At 35.8% G+C, this 21,755-nt stretch carries 20 protein-coding genes; 4 read left to right on the top strand and 16 right to left on the bottom strand.

The window, feature by feature from the left end; translation table 11 throughout:
• Nucleotides 1–3: 3 nt before the first annotated feature.
• The 13 genes from hisC to LKE46_RS07555 all read right to left on the bottom strand — a co-directional run bounded on the left by hisC (nt 4) and on the right by LKE46_RS07555 (nt 15,328).
• Entirely contained in the window at nt 4–1,068 is a 1,065-nt protein-coding gene (gene hisC, locus LKE46_RS07495) for a histidinol-phosphate transaminase (protein ID WP_291719951.1), read from the bottom strand.
• 31 nt (nt 1,069–1,099) lie between these two features.
• Nucleotides 1,100–1,813: a 1-(5-phosphoribosyl)-5-[(5-phosphoribosylamino)methylideneamino]imidazole-4-carboxamide isomerase gene (gene hisA, locus LKE46_RS07500; protein ID WP_291719953.1), complete on the bottom strand. Its 714-nt coding sequence runs from the start codon at nt 1,811–1,813 to the stop codon at nt 1,100–1,102.
• A complete protein-coding gene (gene hisH / locus LKE46_RS07505) occupies nt 1,810–2,415 on the bottom strand; it encodes an imidazole glycerol phosphate synthase subunit HisH (protein ID WP_291719955.1) in 606 nt (201 codons plus the stop codon). Before hisH ends, hisA begins: the two co-directional genes overlap by 4 nt.
• 36 nt (nt 2,416–2,451) lie before the next feature.
• Nucleotides 2,452–3,051, bottom strand: coding sequence for an imidazoleglycerol-phosphate dehydratase HisB (gene hisB, locus LKE46_RS07510; protein ID WP_291719957.1), 600 nt, complete (start codon nt 3,049–3,051; stop codon nt 2,452–2,454).
• A 13-nt stretch (nt 3,052–3,064) separates the two neighbouring features.
• A complete protein-coding gene (gene hisD, locus LKE46_RS07515) occupies nt 3,065–4,357 on the bottom strand; it encodes a histidinol dehydrogenase (protein ID WP_291719960.1) in 1,293 nt (430 codons plus the stop codon).
• A complete protein-coding gene (gene hisG / locus LKE46_RS07520) occupies nt 4,354–5,031 on the bottom strand; it encodes an ATP phosphoribosyltransferase (RefSeq protein ID WP_291719963.1) in 678 nt (225 codons plus the stop codon). Before hisG ends, hisD begins: the two co-directional genes overlap by 4 nt.
• Before the next feature lie 31 nt (nt 5,032–5,062).
• The gene (gene hisZ / locus LKE46_RS07525; protein WP_291719966.1) at nt 5,063–6,238 is read right to left on the bottom strand and encodes an ATP phosphoribosyltransferase regulatory subunit; all 1,176 of its coding nucleotides are present in this window, start codon (nt 6,236–6,238) and stop codon (nt 5,063–5,065) included.
• A 149-nt stretch (nt 6,239–6,387) separates the two neighbouring features.
• Nucleotides 6,388–7,770, bottom strand: a complete 1,383-nt coding sequence (locus LKE46_RS07530; RefSeq protein ID WP_291719969.1) for a VanW family protein — start codon at nt 7,768–7,770, stop codon at nt 6,388–6,390.
• Nucleotides 7,771–7,797: 27 nt separating this feature from the next.
• A complete protein-coding gene (locus tag LKE46_RS07535) occupies nt 7,798–8,460 on the bottom strand; it encodes a hypothetical protein (RefSeq protein WP_291719972.1) in 663 nt (220 codons plus the stop codon).
• Nucleotides 8,461–8,908: 448 nt separating this feature from the next.
• Entirely contained in the window at nt 8,909–10,075 is a 1,167-nt protein-coding gene (locus LKE46_RS07540) for an iron-containing alcohol dehydrogenase (protein WP_291719975.1), read from the bottom strand.
• Between the two features lie 176 nt (nt 10,076–10,251).
• On the bottom strand, nt 10,252–11,115 hold the full coding sequence (locus LKE46_RS07545; protein ID WP_434735212.1) for a DegV family protein: 864 nt from the start codon (nt 11,113–11,115) through the stop codon (nt 10,252–10,254).
• A 95-nt stretch (nt 11,116–11,210) separates the two neighbouring features.
• Nucleotides 11,211–14,978: a phosphoribosylformylglycinamidine synthase gene (locus LKE46_RS07550; protein ID WP_291719978.1), complete on the bottom strand. Its 3,768-nt coding sequence runs from the start codon at nt 14,976–14,978 to the stop codon at nt 11,211–11,213.
• Between the two features lie 113 nt (nt 14,979–15,091).
• A complete protein-coding gene (locus tag LKE46_RS07555; protein WP_291719983.1) occupies nt 15,092–15,328 on the bottom strand; it encodes a hypothetical protein in 237 nt (78 codons plus the stop codon).
• Between the two features lie 267 nt (nt 15,329–15,595).
• Between LKE46_RS07555 and LKE46_RS07560 the strand changes: the two genes are divergently transcribed.
• Nucleotides 15,596–16,891 (top strand): IS30 family transposase, encoded by a 1,296-nt coding sequence (locus LKE46_RS07560; protein ID WP_291725614.1) that lies wholly within the window; start codon nt 15,596–15,598, stop codon nt 16,889–16,891.
• A 401-nt stretch (nt 16,892–17,292) separates the two neighbouring features.
• Nucleotides 17,293–17,766 (top strand): DUF2975 domain-containing protein, encoded by a 474-nt coding sequence (locus LKE46_RS07565; RefSeq protein WP_291719986.1) that lies wholly within the window; start codon nt 17,293–17,295, stop codon nt 17,764–17,766.
• Between the two features lie 69 nt (nt 17,767–17,835).
• Here LKE46_RS07565 and glyA read toward each other — a convergent pair whose 3' ends face one another.
• Nucleotides 17,836–19,071, bottom strand: a complete 1,236-nt coding sequence (glyA, locus tag LKE46_RS07570) for a serine hydroxymethyltransferase (protein WP_291719991.1) — start codon at nt 19,069–19,071, stop codon at nt 17,836–17,838.
• A 171-nt stretch (nt 19,072–19,242) separates the two neighbouring features.
• On the opposite strand from glyA, the gene LKE46_RS07575 reads away from it, so the two are divergent.
• Together LKE46_RS07575 and LKE46_RS07580 are read left to right on the top strand one after the other, a co-directional pair.
• Nucleotides 19,243–20,013, top strand: coding sequence for a threonine/serine exporter family protein (locus tag LKE46_RS07575; protein ID WP_291719994.1), 771 nt, complete (start codon nt 19,243–19,245; stop codon nt 20,011–20,013).
• Nucleotides 20,010–20,498, top strand: coding sequence for a threonine/serine exporter family protein (locus LKE46_RS07580; RefSeq protein ID WP_291719998.1), 489 nt, complete (start codon nt 20,010–20,012; stop codon nt 20,496–20,498). Before LKE46_RS07575 ends, LKE46_RS07580 begins: the two co-directional genes overlap by 4 nt.
• A gap of 60 nt (nt 20,499–20,558) precedes the next feature.
• Here LKE46_RS07580 and LKE46_RS07585 read toward each other — a convergent pair whose 3' ends face one another.
• On the bottom strand, nt 20,559–20,831 hold the full coding sequence (locus tag LKE46_RS07585) for a metal-sensitive transcriptional regulator (protein ID WP_291720001.1): 273 nt from the start codon (nt 20,829–20,831) through the stop codon (nt 20,559–20,561).
• Nucleotides 20,832–20,851: 20 nt separating this feature from the next.
• On the bottom strand, nt 20,852–21,679 hold the full coding sequence (locus LKE46_RS07590) for a Cof-type HAD-IIB family hydrolase (RefSeq protein WP_291720006.1): 828 nt from the start codon (nt 21,677–21,679) through the stop codon (nt 20,852–20,854).
• Between the last annotated feature and the right edge of the window lie 76 nt (nt 21,680–21,755).

A 21,755-nucleotide genomic window follows, 5' to 3' on the forward strand; every position in this document is an offset into this window, starting at 1 on the left:
TTTTCACTTCCTATCCATTATTTGCTCAAGTGCCGATATAAAAAATTTCATATCTTCTTCTGAACCTATACTGACTCTAAGATAATTATCTATTTTGTCCTTGTTGAAATATCTTACAAGAACACCTTTCTTCCTCAATTCTTTAAAAAGTACCTCAGCTGTATAAAGCGGGTGGTTTATAAAAATAAAATTGGCTTTTGAAGGTATAACCTTGAATCCAAGTTTATTGAGTTTAACTGTAACCTTTTCTCTCGTATTCATTATACGTACTGTACATTTTTTAAAATATGCATCATCCTCTATGGCAGACACCGCCGCTGCATTGGCTATTCTGTCCACTGTATAGGAATTGAAGGAATTCTTTATTCTATTCAATCCATCTATGAGCTCTTCCTGTCCCATGGCAAAACCCACACGGATTCCTGCAAGTGAACGTGATTTGGATAATGTCTGAACTACAAGGAGATTTTTATAATCCTTTATAAGTCCAACTACTGAATCACATCCAAAATCAACATAGGCTTCATCGATTATTACAACTTTGCTTGAATTATAATCAAGTATTTTCTTTATTGAATCCACATCAAGACATCTTCCCGTAGGAGCATTTGGATTTGGAATTACTATACCTCCATTTTCAGAAAGAAATCTATTTACCGGAATGGAAAAATCCTCATTCAGTTCTGCAAGTTTGTATTTTATATTGTACAATGATGCGTACACAGGATAGAAGCTATAACTTATGTCCGGAAAAATTATAGTTTCATCGGTATTGAAAAATGTAAGAAATGACATTGCCAGTACCTCATCGGAACCATTTCCAACAAAAACTTGATTTTTATTCAGTCCATAGTATTCTGCAATAGTCTCTCTAAGCACATCACAATCCGGATCCGGATAGAGTCTCAAATCTCCATTTGCCGTATTCTTTATTGTTTCAATAACTTTCGGCGATGGTGGATATGGATTTTCATTGGTATTCAATTTTACATATTTTTTGTCTTTAGGCTGTTCCCCGCATACATATGGCTCCACACTTTTTGTAAGTTTGCTCCAATATATACTCATAATCGGTTCACACCTCCCATGTATAATCTTTTTATCTGCATAATTCTATCGCTTCCTTTAAATCTATGTTTCCCGAATATATAGCTTTGCCTGTAATAACACCATAAATTCCCATTTCACTTATATGCTTCAAGTCATCTATATTTTTAATTCCACCTGAGGCTATTATATTGCACCCCACGTTATCATTGATTTCGGAAAGTTGTTCAATATTCGGACCCTGCAGCGTTCCATCCTTGCTTATATCTGTAAATATAATGGTTTTGATCCCTATGTTCTCCATCTGCCTTGCGAAATCTATGTAATCCACACTGCTTACATCGAGCCATCCATTTACAGCAACTTTTTTATCCTTTGCATCTATGCCTACAGCTATCTTGTCTCCATGTCTTTTCACTGCTTTCTTTACAAAATCCGGGTTTTTCAGTGCTGCAGTTCCAAGTATTACCCTTGACACTCCACCTTCAACAAGCATATCTACAGTTTCCATGTCCCTTATTCCACCGCCGAGTTCTACTGGAATTCCTACAGTTTTAACTATATTTAATATGACATCCAAATTTTTTATTTTTCCATTTAGTGCCCCATCCAGATCCACCATGTGAATATATTCTGCCCCAACTCTTCTAAATTCCAATGCCACCTTCAATGGATCTTCTCCTACGACTTCCGATTTTTCAAACTTTCCCTGATACAATCTTACACATTTGCCATCTCTTAAATCTATAGCTGGAAGTATTATCATTTTATCAGCTCCCAAAAATTTTTTAACATCTGCATGCCAGGTTCTCCGCTCTTTTCAGGATGGAATTGAAGCCCATATACATTTCCCTTGCTCACTACTGCAGGAGTATCTATGCCATAAATGCTGTGGGCATTCAGTATTCCTTCCTCCTCAATTGCAGCATAGTAAGAATGTACAAAATATACATAGCTTCCTTCCTTGACATTTCTCAGTATCTTGCATGGGTTGTCAATTACAAGATTGTTCCATCCCATATGCGGTATTTTCAAATCCACTTCCAATTTTTTGATCTTTCCTTTTAGAAAACCAAACCCTTTTGTCGGTCTTACTTCTTCACTTTCTTCAAACAGCAGCTGCATTCCAAGGCATATTCCCATAAGCGGTATTCCAGCTTCCACTGCTCTTTTCAAAACACCGTCTATACCCAATTTCTTTATATTTTCCATGGCATCCGGGAAAGCCCCTACTCCAGGAAGAATTATCCCCGAGCTTTTTAATATTCTATCCCTGTCACCAGTTATCTCAGCTTCAGCACCTATGAACTCCAGAGCTTTTTGCACACTTCTCAAATTTCCCATTCCATAATCTATAATAGAAATCATTCCACAGCCCTCTTTTCATCTAATAAATTATTGCACTTATATTGTTCCCTTTGTAGACAATACACCCTTTATATCATCATCTATAGTATAGGCCTCTTTAAAAGCATGCCCAAATGCCTTGAACATTCCCTCTATGATATGATGGGTATTCTTACCGTAAAGTGACTTTACATGCAGTGTCATATCTGAATTAAATGCCAGTGCCCTGAAAAACTCCTCTACAAGTTCCGTATCCATTTCGCCTACCTTCTGGCTCTTCAGCTCACCTTCAAATACAAGATAGGGACGGCCGCTCAAGTCTATAGATGCCATCTCGAGACTCTCATCCATTGGAACAAAGAATGTACCATAGCGTCTTATATGTTTCTTGTCTCCAAGTGCACCTTTTATACACTTTCCAAGAACTATGCCCGTATCCTCAATTGTATGGTGAAAATCCACATTCAGGTCCCCCTCTGCCTTTACATTCAAGTCGACCATGCCATGCTTTGCTATCATGGTAAGCATATGATCGAAGAATCCTATTCCAGTATCGATATTATAGTTTCCTTCTCCATCTATATCCATATCAGCAGTTATATTTGTCTCCAAAGTATTTCGTGAAATCGAGAATTTCCTGTGATCTTTCAGTTCCATAAATTTCACCCCTCTAGTTTTTCCTTACATATATGGAATTTCTGTGGGCTGTAAGCCCTTCGTCTTCCGCTATGGTCATAATGCTGTCCGCCGCCTTTTGAAGCTCCTCTTTTGAATAATATATATAACTTGATTTCTTTACAAAGTCATCTACGGAAAGAGGTGAAAAAAATCTGGCCGTTCCGCTTGTAGGCAGCACATGATTGGGGCCTCCAAAGTAATCTCCAAGAGGTTCTGGACTATAGGACCCCAGGAACACAGAGCCTGCATTTCTGACACATGGAAGATATGAAAATGGATCTTTTATACACAGTTCCATGTGCTCCGGTGCTATTTCATTTCCCATGTCCAGTGCCTCCTCCAGGCTGTCAACTACAATGATTATTCCGTTATTTTTGAGGGATTCCTCTATTATATCCTTTCTTCCAAGTTGTTCTATCTGTCTTTCTATTTCCTCATCTACCTGTTTTGCAAAATCATAGGATGTAGTTACAAGTGCAGCCGATGCCAGTTTGTCATGCTCCGCCTGTGACATGAGATCTGCTGCCGTAAACACTGGATTTGCAGTTTCATCTGCTATAACGAGTATTTCGCTGGGTCCTGCTATCATGTCTATGTCCACTTCTCCATAGACAAGCTTTTTTGAAGTTGCAACATATATATTCCCCGGTCCAACTATCTTATCCACTTTTGGAATTGTTTCCGTACCATAGGCAAGGGCTGCTACAGCCTGAGCCCCTCCTATCTTGTATATTTTATCCGCACCCGCTATGTCTGCTGCTACAAGCACACTGGGATTTATGTCAAGATTCTTTCTAACCGGCGTTACCATTACTATTTCATCCACCCCTGCAATCTTGGCAGGAATTATATTCATGAGTACAGATGAGGGATAGGCTGCTGTTCCTCCCGGTACATAAACACCCACCCTCTTTAGAGGTATATATCTCTGGCCCATTATTTTCCCTGGTTCATCTGCCACTACAAAGGAATTATGCTTCTGTTTTTCATGGAACTTTTCAATATTTTTCTTCGCCTTTTTTAGAGCCTCAATAAATTCTTTATCTACTTTTTCATAGGCTTCATCTATTTCACCTCTATCTACTAAAATATTACCAGAATTCAGTTCTTCCGAGTCAAGCCTGTTGGTATACTCAATCAAGGCTGAATCCCCTCTCTTTCTTACTTCATCCAGTATACCGGCAACTGTTTTGACAACATCTGAATCCACTTCAGTTCTTCTGCTCTTCAGGAGTTTTAAATAATCTTCTTTTCCTTCTTTGTTGCCCTTAATTATTTTAATCAATTTATAGCCTCCTTCAACTTCATTGACTGTTCTCTTCTCGCTACTTCATCCTTCAAATTGTCTACTATATCCTCTATTTCATCCTTTTTCATCTTCAAGCTTGCCATATTTACTATAAGTCTTGTACTTATGTTGCATATATCGCTGTAAACCTCAAGACCATTTTCCTTCAAGGTTGTTCCTGTCTCCACTATATCCACAATAGCGTCGGACAATCCGAGGATGGGGGCAAGTTCTACTGAACCTTCTATCTTTATTATTTCGATATCGCACCCCAATTTTTTAAAATAATTCCTTGCTACATGAGGATATTTGGTTGCTATTTTTTTTCTGCTGTATCCCTCATAAAAGTTTTTACCTTTAGGTCCTGCAAGGGCGAATTTGCATTTTCCAAATTTCAAATCCATTATTTCATAACAGTTTTTATCAAATTCCATCATAGTATCTTTTCCGACTATTCCTATATCCACCACTCCATGTTCTACATAGGTTAGTACATCCGGGGCTTTTACAAGTACAAAATCCATATTGTACCTGTCATCATGGAAAATGAGCTTTCTTCCCTTGTTTTCAATTCCACTGCAGTCTGCTCCTATTGCTTTGAACATCTCTACTGCATTTTTTTCTATTCTTCCCTTTGTAAGTGCTATTTTTAAAGGCTTTCTATTATCCAAAAAATTCACTTCCCTTATAATATCTTTATATCTATATTACTATAAATTCGTCCATTCCCTTTGAATCGAAATATCTATGTGCGCTGTCTTCATCATCAAAGATGCTCAATTCTACAATTGCACCTTGTTTTCTAAGTTTTTCAGCCTTGCTATATGCATTTTTATAATTCCCGTCAGCATAGTATATAAGAACTTTTTTCTTTTTAGTCCCATATTCCTCCACACTGCCAATTGCTTTCATGATATTGTTGACATCTATGGCAAGTCCTGTGGCACACTCATTATCGCCAAATTGTCTGGACAGGTTGTCATATCTACCCCCGCTTAATATGCTGTCCCCTACACCCTGCACATAACCTCTGAAGATTATTCCGGTGTAATAGTCAATATTTTGTATCATTCCCAAATCAACCGATACGTACTTTTCATAACCTGCATCACAAACTGCCATGTAGATTTTTCTCAAGTTATCGATGGAATCGAGTGCTCCGGCGTTGTCCGTCATAGATGCCGCCCTATCCAAAATGGTGATATCCCCGAACAACTTTGGAAGCTCCGCAAATATGCACCTATATTTTTCATCTATATAATATCCATTTTCATCAATAAAATTTTCAAGCGCCGTAAAATTTTTATTTTCAATATAATTTTTAAGTAGTTTTTCTTTTTCAAAATCCATTTTAGCTTCTTTTATTATGCTCTTGAAGAAATCAATCTGACCAAGCTCTATTTTGAAATCATCAAGTCCGCATTTTAAAAGAGCTCTTATGGCAGTCGTGACAATCTCCACATCCGCCTTCATACTTTCCGTACCCAGTATTTCTATGCCTGATTGGGCAATTTCTATGTCCTTGCCATTTAGGTTTTCATTCTGTCTATATATATTTTCCATATAGCAGAGTTTCAGCGGGTGTGGTGCCATCTTTAGTTTTGTAGCTGAAATCCTGACTGCAGGCGTAGTCATATCAGGCCTTAGTACCATCATCCTGCCCTGTTTGTCAAAGAGTTTATACATATTCTCCTGCTTGAATATTGTTTTATCATAATTAAAAACATCATAAAATTCCAGAAGAGGTGACGATATTTCCATGAAACCAGCATCAATATAGGTTTGTCTCAATATAGTCTGTATCTCGACTTTTTTGCTGCACTCCTCGAAAATAAGATCTTTGGCTCCCTCCGGTATATATCTGTTCCAGTTTTCCATATAAGTCCTCCTAATTTAATTTATCATGGTAAAGTGATAAATCGATATAGTGTTACTATATCAGATATTCATTCAAAATTCAATAGTCTTTTACCTATAAAAATACCTGACCAAATTATTTTTATAAGGTCAGGTATCTTTACAAAATTTTATTTGGATATTGAAGCTCCTAATTTAGTTACACCTGGAACTGCCATATACAGATCATCTGAAATAACTTCAGATGCAACTAATTTTTCATTTTCATAAATATCCCTTGTAACTCGGGATCTGTATCCATTGCGGCCTTGTTGAACAATGACAGATTCGCCTTCAGGTATGTCAAAACCATTTACGACTTTAGTACCTGGTGGTATTTCTTCATAAATATTATTTGAAACAATATATTTTCTATCCAGCAGGTTTGAATTTGAGTATATGTTTATATGTATGTTTCCATTTTCGGTATGTGATTCTATATAAATAGGATACTTCAAAGTATTTCTAAATTTAAAATCTATATTGTTCCAGTCAACCGTAGCATCCAAACCTATGCCAACATATGAAGGCGGTATAGTATGATGTGCCCTTTCAGCAGGCACAAGTCCTGCCCTCAATATGGCATTGTATAAAGTACTGGATACTTGACAAATTCCGCCACCTAAACCGGAATCAATTTTATCACCTACTATTACCGGTGCTTCCATAAACCCTCTATTCCGTGTTCTCTGTCCAACACAATAATTGAAGCTGAAAATTTCACCAGGCATGACAAGTTTATCATTTATTAACTTCGAAGAAAGCTCTATATTATGAGCTCTTTCATAAGATGATGAACTGAAATTAGTGCTGAAATGAGCTATATTTGCATTGACCAAAGAAAGTTTGTTCTTGTCAATATAAGCTCCATATTCTACAACCGGTGCAATTATCTTTACATTATGAATATTTTTACTGTTGATCCTGCTCTTTATTTCATCTTCAAGCTTGTCTTTTTGCAGCTTATAACCTTTGATATCAGGATTGATTCCTATTTTCCAATTATTCAGAGTTTTAATACTGGCATCAACAGGTTTTTTATCCACATTGCTTCTTATAGTACCTATCACATTCTCCATGTAAGTCTGATCATAGATAAAAACTACATCATATAATTTTGAAAATCCCTTTTTTAGAATTTTATCTCTTTCACTCAATGTCAGTTTACCTTTTTCAGTGCCAACCTGGCTATCAAATTTATTTTCAATATAATAGTTTTTGATTAATTTGGAATTTTTCAAAGTGTAAATTTTGCCATTTGCCTGTATGCTTATTTTTTCTTTCATCAAAGGTTCTATATATTGAACCTCAATCAGCTTTTCATCTTCTTTTATACTTCTACTGTTCAAATGCAGCCCATTCACCTTTACACCATAATATATCAGATTGTCCCATTTTCTATTATCAGTATATGCCTTCCAGACTAATCCATAGATTGTGCCTATGGAAAAAAGTATTACCTGTAGAATCAAAATTTTTGCAGTAAAAGTCATTCGATAGTTTCTTTTGAACATAAATTCCCTCTTGTTTTCAGCCATTGTCTAATCATCATTGCCAAAAAAACTAATAATATTGTTTATTTTCCTTGTTTCATACTCTACTATATTATCTTGTTCATTCAACAAATTCTCATTTATTTGTATCTGTTTCCTGTAATCATCCACCAACTTGGTTAGGTGCTCTATTTCATCCTTATAATTTTGTATTATTCCATTGATTGAATCACAGTGTTCCTTTGAAAACTGTTTCAGGATATTTAGTCTTTCCCTGCCGTCAGAAATAAGTTTATCCAAATCTATATTTGAAGAATTAATAATGTTAATTATTGATTCTTTTTTAACTTTATGCGGTAGACTTTCAGGGAGTGCATTTATAAAATTTCCCAGCATAAAAATTGTATTAACATTACTATTTTCTATACCATATGATGAATATATCTCTTCAATGGTCAAATTATTTTCTTTGCTTGAATCAATTTTATTCACAATCTTGATATCTGTGCCGCTGTTCTGGGAATATAAAGGCTTGTCTTCTTTAATTTCATTTTCTCTTTTCTTAGTGTTATCAGCTTCATTTTTCACTTTGGTCTCATCATCATTATTCTTGAGGTTAACATCTTCTTTATCTGAATTACCAACTATCTCTTTATTATTGGCTTTTTCAACTAAGTTGAGTTTTTCAAACACTGACATAATTTTTGACATATTTGCTTCTCCCCTATTATCAATCTACTTTCATTCATCTTTAATATTTAAACCCGCTTTGGCACTTTTTTATAAAAACATATAAAAAATTTCTTTTCCAGAAACTATACCTACTGTAACTAAAATAAGAGATATTATTATATTATAAAATCTTTGTGTCAATTTATAATTTTTTCCTTGTAGACACCTCTGTATTAACGCTATAATCAATCTGCTGCACAGCAGCGTCACAATAAAAATGAGTGTTTGAACTATAATTGGCTTCCACAACATAAACAATACCATCCATTTAAATTTGAATTATTTATTAAATATTATATAATATTATATTAAATTAGGCAATATATCTGTAATCATAATTAATATAGAATAAATTTACATATAAAAAGCAGCATTTGATCCAATAAAACAGGATTCAATATGCTGTCTTTTATATTATACCTTAAAATTAGAAATCAACTTTTTGTCCGTTATAAATATATTGAAATAATCTTTTCATTTCCGACTCTGTTATTTCCCTTGGATTGGATCCGGTGCAGGCATCTTTAATGGCATTATGGGATATATAATCAAGATTTTCATTAAAATCATTTTCACTTATCCCATAATCTTTGATAGTAGAAGGAATATCCATTTTTTTATTCATTTTTCTAATCAGTTCAGTTAAGAAATCTATCAGCTCATTATTAGTGTTTCCTGGAAGTTTAAGTACCTTAGCTATACTTGCATATCTTTCTTCACATGCTTTTTTATTAAAATCTATAACATAAGGAAGGAATATAGCATTTGCACATCCATGCGGTATATGAAATACTGCCCCTGTCTTATGTGCCATACTGTGTGTTATTCCAAGAAGTGCATTTGAAAATGCCATTCCTGCCAGACATTGTGCTATATGCATATGGCCTCTGGCCTCTTTATCTCCTTCATATGACTTAAGTAAATATCTATTGATCATGACTATTGCATGAATAGCAAGTGGATCTGAGAAATCAGAATGCAATCCTGCAACGTATGCTTCTATTGCATGCGTAAGTGCATCCATTCCAGTATGTGCTGTAAGCTTTTTCGGCATAGTTTGTGCAAGAGCAGGATCTATTATTGCTACATCTGGAGTTAAATTGAAATCGGCAAGTGGATATTTGATTTTTGATTTATAATCTGTTATTACAGAAAAAGCAGTTACTTCACTGGCAGTTCCGCTTGTAGAAGGTATTGCCAGAAATCTTGCTTTCTGTCTCAACTTTGGAATTCCAAATGGAACTACTGCCTTTTCAAAAGTAAAATCCGGGTATTCATAGAATATCCACATTGCTTTTGCTGCATCAATCGGGGACCCACCGCCTATGGCAACTATCCAGTCAGGTTTGAACTCTCTCATAACTTTAGCGCCATCCATAACGGTTTCAACAGATGGATCAGGCTCAACACCTTCTATTAACTTTATTTCGATACCTGCTTCTTTCAAATATTCTTCGACTCTATCCAAAAATCCAAATCTTTTCATAGAGCCTCCACCTACAACTATTACTGCTTTGTTGCCTTCTAAATTTTTAAGTTCACCTAGGGAATTTTCTCCAAAATAAATATCTCTTGGTAATGTAAATCTTGACATCTACAGTCCTCCTTTGTCAAACATATGATTAATTTACCAATAGTTTATGAACTCCTATACTGCATCTGTACACCCATTCAATAAACTGATTATATTATACAACAATCAATTCGCAAATGCACAGCAATAGAGTCAAAAAGAGCAAAGTCAAATTTTAAAACTCTACTCTTTTCATTCTACAATTCATAATCTCTGGTTTTTCCCAGAAAACAAAGGGATACCATACCATTTCCACAGTGCGTACCTATGCCGAGCCCCAGTGGATTCACAACAAATCCGTTATTGGGGAATTCCTCTTGAAACATCCCTTTTAAAGTTTCGGCATCTTTTAGGCAATATCCATGGGATATTCCTATAAGTTTATTTTCTTTAAAATCCGTCATCTCCCTAAATCTGTCTATAAGATATTTAAACGCCTTTTTCTTTCCTCTTACATTAGTTACATTTTTAAGGGTGCCATCCTTATGTATTGCTATTATGGGCTTCATATCCAGAAGTGTTCCAATTACGGCTTTAGATGAAGATATTCTTCCTCCCTTTTTAAGATGGTTCAAATCCTCCACCACGAACCAATAATTCATCTTGTTTTTGTTTTCTTCCACCCAGTTGACTATATCCTCTTTACTGTGTCCCTTTTTTGCCATGTCAACTGCATGATGGACCAAAAGTCCCTGCCCTATAGAAGCTCCCTTGCTGTCTACTACTGTTATATCCGCATCTTTGTACTCGCCCATTATCTCTTCTGCTGCAAGCTTGGAGCTGTTGAAAGTTCCACTTATCTTTGATGACATCCCTATATATATTACGGGTCTATGTTCTTTCAAAAGCTCTTTGAACTTTTTCAGAAATCTGTATTCATTTATCTGTGTTGTATATGGCATCTCCCCGCTTTCAAGTCCGGTATAAAATTCTTTATAGCTCAAAGAATGTCCAAAATCATCTTCGTACTCATTTCCATTAAAATGGCATACAAGACCTAAAAAGGGAATATTATTCTTCAATATATAACTTTCCGGCATATCACAGCTGGCATCTGTCATGATTATAGGTTCTATCACAGGCAATCTCCCCTTATAAATTAGATAATACCACAATATATATCAGTATACCATCAATATAAAATTAATACTATGAATCAAAGCTTGAAATAACCTACGCCAGCTTCAAATATCTTCTGATCTTTATCTCCCTTAATGTTTTTTATTACATTTTTTCCTATTCTTTCCGAATGCCCCATTTTTCCAAGTATTCTTCCATCCGGACTGGTTATTCCTTCAACAGCATAGAAAGATCCGTTTGGATTAAACTCATCTTCATAGCTTGGATTTCCCTCAAAATCAACATACTGTGTTGCTATCTGCCCATTGTCTATGAGCTTCTTGATCATGTTTTCAGGGGCAATAAATCTTCCTTCTCCATGAGATATGGCAATCGAATGTATATCTCCTACATTTACATTGTTGAACCATGGTGACAGGTTTGAACATATCCTCGTATTTACTATGCGTGAAATATGTCGCCCTATTTTGTTATATGTAAGAGTAGGGTAATCGCCCTTTATGTCTCTTATATCCCCAAATGGCACCAGGCCAAGCTTTATAAGTGCCTGAAAGCCATTGCATATTCCAAGCATAAGCCCGTCTCTTCTATTCAAAAGATCCTCGACAGCAGATTTTATCTTTGGATTTCTAAATACATCCGCTATAAATTTACCTGATCCATCCGGTTCATCACCTGCACTGAATCCTCCGGGGAACATAATTATCTGCGAATTGTTTATTCTATCCACTATTTCATCTATAGATTCTTCTATCTGTCTTACATTCAAATTTCTAAGAACCAGAGTATCGACTTCAGCTCCCGCCCTTATAAATGCCCTTTCAGAATCATACTCACAATTGGTTCCAGGAAATACAGGTATGAAAACTCGTGGTTTTGCAATTTTGACAGCTGGTGATACACAATTCTCTTTTTTAAAGCTTATTGGCTCTATTTTACCGCCGTTTTCTTCTGTCTTCATAGGGAACACTTTTTCCAGAGTTTTGCTCCATGCTTCTATCATGTCATCTATAGAAATACTTTCACCCTTGAATTCTATGGTTTCATCAATATGTGTAGCTCCAATTAATTTATAATCGATATTCTTCAACACATTTTCTACATCTGCATCTTTATCAATTTCTACTATTATTGAACCGTAATACGGGAAAAACAACTCTTCTGTATCCAGTTCATCTGAAAATTTAATTCCTATCCTGTTTCCAAAACTCATATTGCTGACAGTATGTGCTATTCCCATATCCTTAACTGCCTCTGCGGATATTACAATTCCCTGTTCAATAAGTGAATGTATAATTTCATAGTACTTGTTCATCATCTCAAAATCCGGCATTCCATATTCATCTATAGCTGTCGGTACAATAACTATGCTGCTTCCTGTCTGTTTGAATTCAGGCGATATTATAACATCTGCATTTTCAGTAGTTATGGCAAAAGATACTAGAGTTGGCGGAACATCCATATCCTTGAAAGTTCCCGACATACTGTCCTTGCCTCCTATAGCCGCTATATTGAATTTTTCCTGGGCATAGAGTGCACCAAGCAGTGCGGAAAATGGTTTTCCCCATCTCTCGGGCTCCTTTTGAGGACTTCCAAAATATTCTTGAAATGTAAGTCTTATATCAGATGCTTTTCCCCCTGCAGCCACTATTTTTGCCACCGATTCACACACTGCATATACGGCACCATGGAAAGGACTCCATTTTGCTATATCCGGATTATATCCATAACTCATTATAGTTGCTGTATTCGTATTTCCGGAAAGTACAGGAAGTTTTGCCGCCATGGCATCTATCTTTGTCAGCTGATATTTACCGCCAAAGGGCATCAGGATTGTGCCTGCACCTATAGTGCTGTCAAATCTTTCAACAAGTCCCTTCTGGCTGCATGCATTCAATTGTCCAAGCATGTCGAACCATCTCTTCTTTAAAGATTCCCCTTTTCTACTGTATCTGTTTTTATTAAAATATGATGAAGATTTATTCGGCAATTTTACAAGTACATCTGCCTCCGCCCTGACTCCGTTGGTATCTATAAATTTTCTGCTCAAATCGACAATAAGCTTTTCTCTCCAGTAAAGCCTCATTCTTCCAGTATCCGTAACTACCGCCACTGCAGTTGCCTCCAGATTCTCCTCTTCTGCATACTTTATAAATCTATCCCTGTCATCCTTTGAGACTACAACTGCCATACGCTCCTGTGACTCGGATATTGCAAGTTCGGTTCCATCCAATCCCTCGTATTTCTTAGGTACAAGATCAAGATTTATATCCAGTCCTTCTGCAAGTTCTCCTATTGCAACAGATACACCCCCGGCTCCAAAATCGTTGCACCTCTTTATAAGTGTGCTTACTTCAGGTTTTCTGAAAAGCCTCTGAAGCTTTCTTTCAGTAACTGGATTTCCTTTTTGAACCTCGGCTCCAGATGTCAATATGCTTTTTTCAGTATGCTTTTTAGAAGACCCCGTAGCTCCACCACAGCCATCCCTTCCAGTTCTCCCGCCGAGGAGTATGACAATATCAGATGCTTCCGGTCTCCTTCTAACTACATTTTCTGCTGGTACAGCGCCTACTACAGCACCTATTTCCATTCTCTTTGCAACATAACCGGGATCATATATCTCACTTACAAGTCCTGTAGCGAGTCCTATCTGATTTCCATAGGAACTATAACCCTGGGCTGCACCTGTAGTTATCTTTTTTTGTGGAAGTTTTCCATCGAGAGTTGATTTTAAATCTACTGTGGGATCTCCACTTCCTGTAACTCTCATGGCCTGGTATACATATGATCTTCCTGACAGAGGATCTCTTATTGCACCGCCTATACATGTTGCCGCACCTCCAAATGGTTCTATCTCCGTTGGGTGGTTATGGGTTTCATTTTTAAACATTACAAGCCATTTTTCCGTTCTTCCATCTATATCAGCGTCCACCAATATACTGCAGGCATTTATCTCTTCAGACTCATCAAGATTCTCAAGCTTTCCTTCAGTTTTTAATTTTTTCATGGCAATGGTTGCAATATCCATGAGACAAAGAGGTTTATCCTGCCTTTTCAACTCACTTCTGAATTGAAGATAATCATCATAGGAAGCCTTAATAGGGGCGGAAAACTTTCCTTCCTCTATCTTTATATTTTTCAATTCCGTCATGAAGGTAGTATGTCTGCAGTGATCCGACCAATATGTATCTATGACTTTTATTTCAGTTATGGTAGGATTTCTCTTTTCCTCATTTTTAAAGTAGTCCCTGCAAAATTCAAGGTCCTCAAGACTCATTGCAAGTCCCTTTTCTCCTAAAAATTCAATTAGTTCTTCCTCTGTCTTATCTACAAACCCATTTAAAATTTCAACATCCTGCGGCAGCTCCACATTTTCCTCCATCACAGCAGGCTTTTCAAGGGAAGCCTCTCTGGAATCCACCGGATTTATACAGTAATTTTTTATATTGCTGAATTCTTCATCCGTTATATTTCCTTCGATTACGTATACTTTGGAAGATAATACATCAGTTTTTTCTTTTTGGGTTAATATCTGAATACACTGTGAAGCTGAATCAGCTCTCTGATCATACTGGCCGGGAAGATATTCAACTGCAAAAATTCTATTTTGTCCTATATCTGGTATGTCTTCATCATAAACAACATCTACTGTTTTTTCCGAGAATACGGTATATTTCAACTTTTCATATTCAGAATCTTCTATATTTCCAATATCGTATCTGTTTATTACCCTGATATTTTTTACGCCGTCAATGCCAAGACTTTCCCTTATGTCCTTCAAAAGCGCCCGTGCTTCTATATTGAATTCCGTCTTTTTTTCCACAAATAATCTTCTAATATTCATACTGTTCTCTCCCCTAACTGTATTTTCGAACATTTTCCACATTTTAATCCGAATAATTCGTGTATATTATATCATACATACTCATTCAGGGGAATAACTACCGCAAAATAAGCTTAAAAACTTTTAATCATGATTATTTCCTTGGCTTTTCTGGCTAGATGGTGAACATTGCCCTGAAAATACATATCCCTGTATACCACTCCCCTTACCATTTGACCTGACATTGTTTTTATATCAACATGTTCTCCTATATTACAGTCTTTTATGCATATTCCCCTGAACAACACCCTCATGTCACTTCCTACATATTTGCAGTGCTCCACTTCAACCATACTTCCCTTTTTTATCATAAAATCACTCCATCATATAAATTTATAATTTATAAATCTATATGATATATATAGTAAATTTATTCAATTCAATTTTACGTTCCTCAATTGTAAATTAAATTGCAACCCTTGCGATTCCAGTTTCACATAATCCATACAAAAATAAATATTTATAATATGTGGTTGCATCTTGGATTGCAGAAGATTGGCGATTAGCCAGTCTTTTTGTTTGCTAATTGTTATAATTTCATATATCCTTTATTAGTTGGCGGCAGAAATGGAGGATATATGTCAAAGTTTTTTATTTATGAAGCGAGATTAGATTTGCAAAAGTACCTAAAGGAAGGCCTTTCATTTAAAGAAATCGCTCGCCGTATGGGAAAAGATCCAACCACTATTTCCAGAGAAGTTCGTAAATACAGTTCTGAAGTAGCAACAGGCTATCCTGGATTTCCATTTAACGCTTGCAAGAATCGCTTTAACTGTAGATTAAAAAGCATTTGTGGAAAGGACTGTAGCAGGAAATCTGTAACCTATTGTAAACTATGTTCTTCCTGTAACACGAACTGCAAAGAGTACATAGAAGAAATATGTACTGCAAAATATCGTGTTCCTTATGTCTGCAATGGCTGTGAAGCCATTGGCAAATGCACTCTCATGAAAAGTATCTATGATGCTGAACATGCTCACATCAAAGCTCACGAGAAGATTTCTAATTCTAGAAGTGGTCTTTGCGTTTCTGAAAATGAAATTAGCAGATTGAATCGTATAATTTCACCACTCATTCAAAATGGGCAGTCTGTCAATCAGATTTACATTAATCATCAGGATGAGTTGATGTGTAGTGAAAAGACCATTTATAACTATATTGATGCCTGTCTTTTTGATATTAGAAATATCGACCTTCCACGAAAAGTAAGATTTCGTGAACGCTATAAAAAGCCGGAGTTCAAGGTGGATAAAGGCTGCCGCATTAGCCGCAACTACAAAGATTTTGAAACCTTTATTAACAAGAATCCTGATACTGCAATTGTGCAGATGGATTCTGTCATGGGAGTCAAGGGCGGTAAATGTCTTTTAACTATTCACTTTGTTGATTGCAGCCTGATGCTTGCGTCCCTGAGGGATGCCAACACTTCAAAGTCTGTTACTGATGTATTTAATCATCTTGATAAGATACTTGGCCAGGAATTGTTTTCAGAGTTATTTCCTGTCATTCTTACAGACAACGGGAGTGAGTTTTCCAACCCAAAAGCCATTGAATATCGGGATAGATTTCCATTTTTGCGTACACATATATTTTATTGCGATGCAGGTAGTCCTTATCAAAAAGGTGCTATCGAAGTAAACCATGAATTGATTCGTCGGGTTCTTCCAAAAGGTAGTAGCTTTAATGAACTTACACAGGATGATATCAATCTGATGATGAATCATATTAATTCCTACAAAAGAAAAAAGCTGAATAAACGCAGTCCGTACGAAACATTCAGCTTTTACCACGGAGAAGAGGTTTTGCATAAACTTGGATGTTATCCGGTTGCCGCCGGAGATATCATGCTAAAACCAGCTCTTCTTAAAAAGTAACCTTTAAATAATCAGTGCCGCCAACCTATTATCTGACCAAAGATTCAGGGGTGGATTCTCCGATTACAAAAAAAATCGAGAGGGAGTTGACCTCCATTTGGCATGCTTATTTTTCACAATCATACACTAGAAATGAAGAGAAATCAAACAGCATTTGAATTACAAATGTGGCTCTTCGCTTACAAAACTGGACTTTAGGTTACAAAAACTGCGTTTCATTTACAAGGATTAAGTTTTAAATTACAAACATAGTTTTTCGTTTTACAAAGTGGCATCTCATCTTTCAATTAACCTTCAATTTTACGTTATTATTGAAAAACAATAAATATATATTGAAATTTAATAATATTTTATTTATAATATATACAAATACACAATTTAACAGAAAGGAAGTTAATAATATGTCCAACAAAAACCATTATGGAATTGCAGAATTCCTATATGTAATACTCAACGTATTTTTTATAGGTGGAACACTGGGGATGATATTTATTCCGGGTCTCTTCGCAAAATTTGCATCTGATAAAAGTATCATCAGATATATAATTTTTGCAGAGGCTGAATGTTTATTAAGTCTGCTCATTATATATGAACTCAAGAATATAATGGGAAAAATTACAGAAACTAAAATTTTTAATTTAGATAATGTAAAAAGTTTTTCAAGAATCGGAGCATATACCTTTATACTCGGGGCGATATATATGATCGGCGATATAGTCAATAAAAATTTCCATATAATATATGCATTCAATAAGGACGGTTCGCTTAAATTGGATATTTTTGTATTTATAATAGTTGGATGTACTTTTCTCACTATTTCTGAAGTGCTGAGAAAAGCAATAAATATAAAAGATGAGAATGATCTTACTATCTAATCATGGCAAAAAATAAATCAATCACCAATAATCCTGCAGTAGATTATTGGTGCTCCTTTATCCATAATACTATTTATATATAGGAAACTTGTCGCAAAGTTCCTTTACTTCGGCCCTCAAGCCTGACAGGTCTTTATCTCTATTTTCAACTACATAATTGATGAAATAGGCAATCTTTTTCATCTCTTCTTCCTTAAATCCCCTTGTAGTTGCTGCTGGCGTTCCTATTCTTATTCCACTTGTAACATTCGGTCCAAGTTTGTCAAAAGGTATGGCATTTTTATTTACTGTGATTCCTGCATTTTCAAGAAGTTTTTCAGCTTCTTTTCCTGTAATATTTTTATTTGTCAGATCAATCAGTATCAAATGATTGTCAGTTCCACCGCTTACAAGTCTGAAGCCGTAGTTTTTAAGTTCTTCTGCCAGAACCCTTGCATTTTTCACTACCTGTTTTATGTATTTTCTGTAGTCATCCGTAAGTGCTTCTCCAAAACATACTGCTTTAGCAGCAATTATATGCATCAGAGGTCCTCCCTGCACTCCAGGAAATATGGTTTTGTCAAGAGCTTTGGCATATTTCTCCTTGCAGATTATTGCTCCTCCCCTCGGTCCCCTGAGTGTCTTATGGGTAGTAGTAGTTACAAAATCCGCATAAGGTACTGGTGACACATGTTCACCTACTGCAACCAATCCTGCAATATGAGCTATATCGACCATCATATAAGCTCCTACTTCATCACAAATTTCTCTTATCTTCTTGAAGTCAATTTCTCTTGGATAGGCACTGGCTCCTGATACTATCATCTTAGGTCTGTATTCAAGGGCAATTCTTCTCATCTCATCATAGTCAATCGTTTCAGTCTCCTTGCTTACGCCATATGACACAAAATTATATAACTTTCCTGAGAAACTCACTTTACTGCCATGACTCAGATGACCTCCGTGGCTTAGATTCATCCCCATAACAGTATCTCCAAGCTTCAGCACCGACATATATACTGCCATGTTAGCCTGTGATCCGGAGTGAGGCTGCACATTTACGTGTTCAGCTCCAAAAAGCTTTTTCATTCTGTCCCTTGCCAGATCCTCTACCTTGTCCACAACATAACATCCACCATAATATCTCTTCCCAGGATATCCCTCTGCATATTTATTAGTAAGAAATGAACCCATGGCTTCCATTACCGACTGGCTTGTAAAATTTTCAGAAGCTATCAGCTCTATTCCATCTTCCTGTCTGTTCCTCTCCTCGTCTATCATTTTGTATATGTCTTTATCAGTTCTCTCAAGATTACTAAAATCCATATGTTATTCCTCCTTGTCAATATCCGTTATTGCTATTTATTATACAGCTTATAATTATTATACGCAATTCATATATAGAATAAAAAATTTATATTTATTTATAGCAAATGTATTTAACATATACTATAATGAGTTTGAATTTATAATTCTATATGATCAAGGAGATTTGCCATGGATATCAATCATATAATAAATACAGCAGCCTTTGCAGGGAAAATACTTCTGGAAAGCGGTGCTGAAATATACAGGGTTGAGGAAACTATAACCAGGATATGCAACTCCTGCGGGGTTGCAAAAGTGGATACTTTTGCAACCATAAATGTTATAATAATAACTGCTGAAGATGACTATGGCCAACCTGTATCCATCATAAAAAGGGTAAAGAGAGGAAATCAAAACCTGGAGAAGGTATCTCAGGTAAATAATATATCACGTCACATAAAGGATAAGGGCTATACAATCAAGGATATCGAAAACAAGCTCAGAGAAATAAACATACTTAAATCCTACGGCTTAGGAATAAATACTCTTTCTTCCGGAGGAGCTTCTGCATTTTTCTGTCTGGTATTTGGAGGAGATATGAAGGACTTTGCAATATCCTTTATAATAGGCTGTTCAATAAAATTGATATCCACCTCACTAAATTATTTTCAATCCAATGAATTTTTTATAAATGCAATCTGCGGTGCTGCCGTAGCATTCATAGCCCTTGCAGCTAACGGACTCCACCTTGCAATACATACGGATATTATAATAATCGGTTCTATAATGGTGCTTGTACCAGGAATTTCTATAACAAATGCAATAAGGGATACCATAGCAGGAGATCTGATGTCCGGAATTCTGGGTGCCATGGAATCGCTTCTGGTAGCTGTAGCCATTGCAGTCGGCACTGGAATTGTCATTAGATTGTGGATTATTACCGGAGGGATAAAGCTATGATTATAAATTCCATATACGCTTTAATTGCCACATTATGCTTTGCAGTGCTGTCAAATACACGAGGCAAGAATTTAATTTTTTCTTCTATAGGCGGCGGCCTAAGCTGGTTTATGTATTTATTTATGAACTCATATCTTAATATGTCCTATATACTTTCATATTTCTTTGCCTCATTAATCGGAGCCATATATTCTGAAATAATGGCCCGAATACTCAAAACGCCGGTTACCACCTTTGTAATAGGCGCCATAATACCCCTTGTTCCCGGGGGCGGTATGTACAATACAATGTTTGAAACAGTACAGGGAAACATAGACAAATCCCTTGAAACAGGAATAAAAACTCTCGCTATAGCAGGAACAATAGCCGTAGGTGTATTTTCTGTATCCTCTATATCAAAAGCTTATGTGCTGTTCAGAAGAAAAATAAATATTGAAAAACTCAAACTGCTAAAAAATAAATCCCATATACATGACTCCAAATAGTGAATCGGACTTTAATTAAAATATTAAAGTCCGACTAATAGCATTAAAACAATCTGTAACTCATTTTAGAAACATGGTAAGAGATGAAACAAGATCCTCTATTTTTTTTTCTTCAGATTCATTGCCATACTCGGATAAAAGACAGGTCTTGGCATAATTTTGTATCATCAGTCCTCCAACTTTATTTATAGCCGCCCTCACTGCAGCAACCTGTATGAGTATATCTTTACAGCAGCTTTCACATTCAATCATCTTTTCAATTCCCTTTATCTGTCCTTCTATTCTTCTGAGTCTAACTTGAATATCCTTTTTTGTAATTAACTTTTCTTCCAAAATATACACTTCCTATTTTGTTAATTTAATATAAATTTATCTATAATTTCTCCTACTGCTCCATTGTTATTATCCTTCAAAGTTACATAATCGGCACAGTTTTTCACGGTTTTTACGGCATTGTCCACTGCAGCACCTACTCCGGAAATTTTAATCATACTTATATCATTTTCATCATTGCCAACAGATATGCACTCTTCCAGCGGTATATTGTAATATCCTGACAAAATATTCAAACCATATCCTTTCGATATTCCCTCGTTTGTTATTTCAATGTTGTCTACATTTGATCTTGTGACTTCAATTCCCGATACTTTTTCCAATTTCTCTCGAAGTTCCATAAGATAATCATTGTCGTCGTCAACAACAACCAGTTTATTAACATATCTGCCTGATTGTTGTATAAATTTCTTTGTGTCAACTATAATTCTTATCTCTGATCTGAATTTTCTGTCCAACCTTCTATTGAATTTATAGAACTCATTCATATAACTATTGAATTGTTCAGTATAAATAGTGTCTTCATCATAAAAATGATAGTATGTATCTTTCTTTTCTCTAAGTATATCTACAACCTCAAGCATGCTTTTATTACTTATATGGCTCGAATACATAATCTGCCCTCTCTCATCCAAAATCACAGCACCATTGCAGCATATTATAGGTTCATTTTTTGCTATAGCTTCAGCATAGTTTCTAATACCACCCGGCATTCTTCCAGAACAAAGCACAAACTTTACACCGAGTTCTACAGCTTTTCTTATTCTAACAATATTGTAATCCGTTATAATTTTTCTATCATTCAAAAGAGTTCCATCCATATCTACAGCTATAAGTTTATATTTCACGAAAAACCTCCCATAAAAAATTTTAAAATTTAGAGCAAGTAATAAACTCCACTATAAAAACATATGTTTAATCTAT

Origin of the sequence: Clostridium sp., assembly GCF_022482905.1 — a bacterium.
In the GTDB taxonomy this organism is placed as follows: domain Bacteria; phylum Bacillota; class Clostridia; order Clostridiales; family Clostridiaceae; genus Clostridium_B.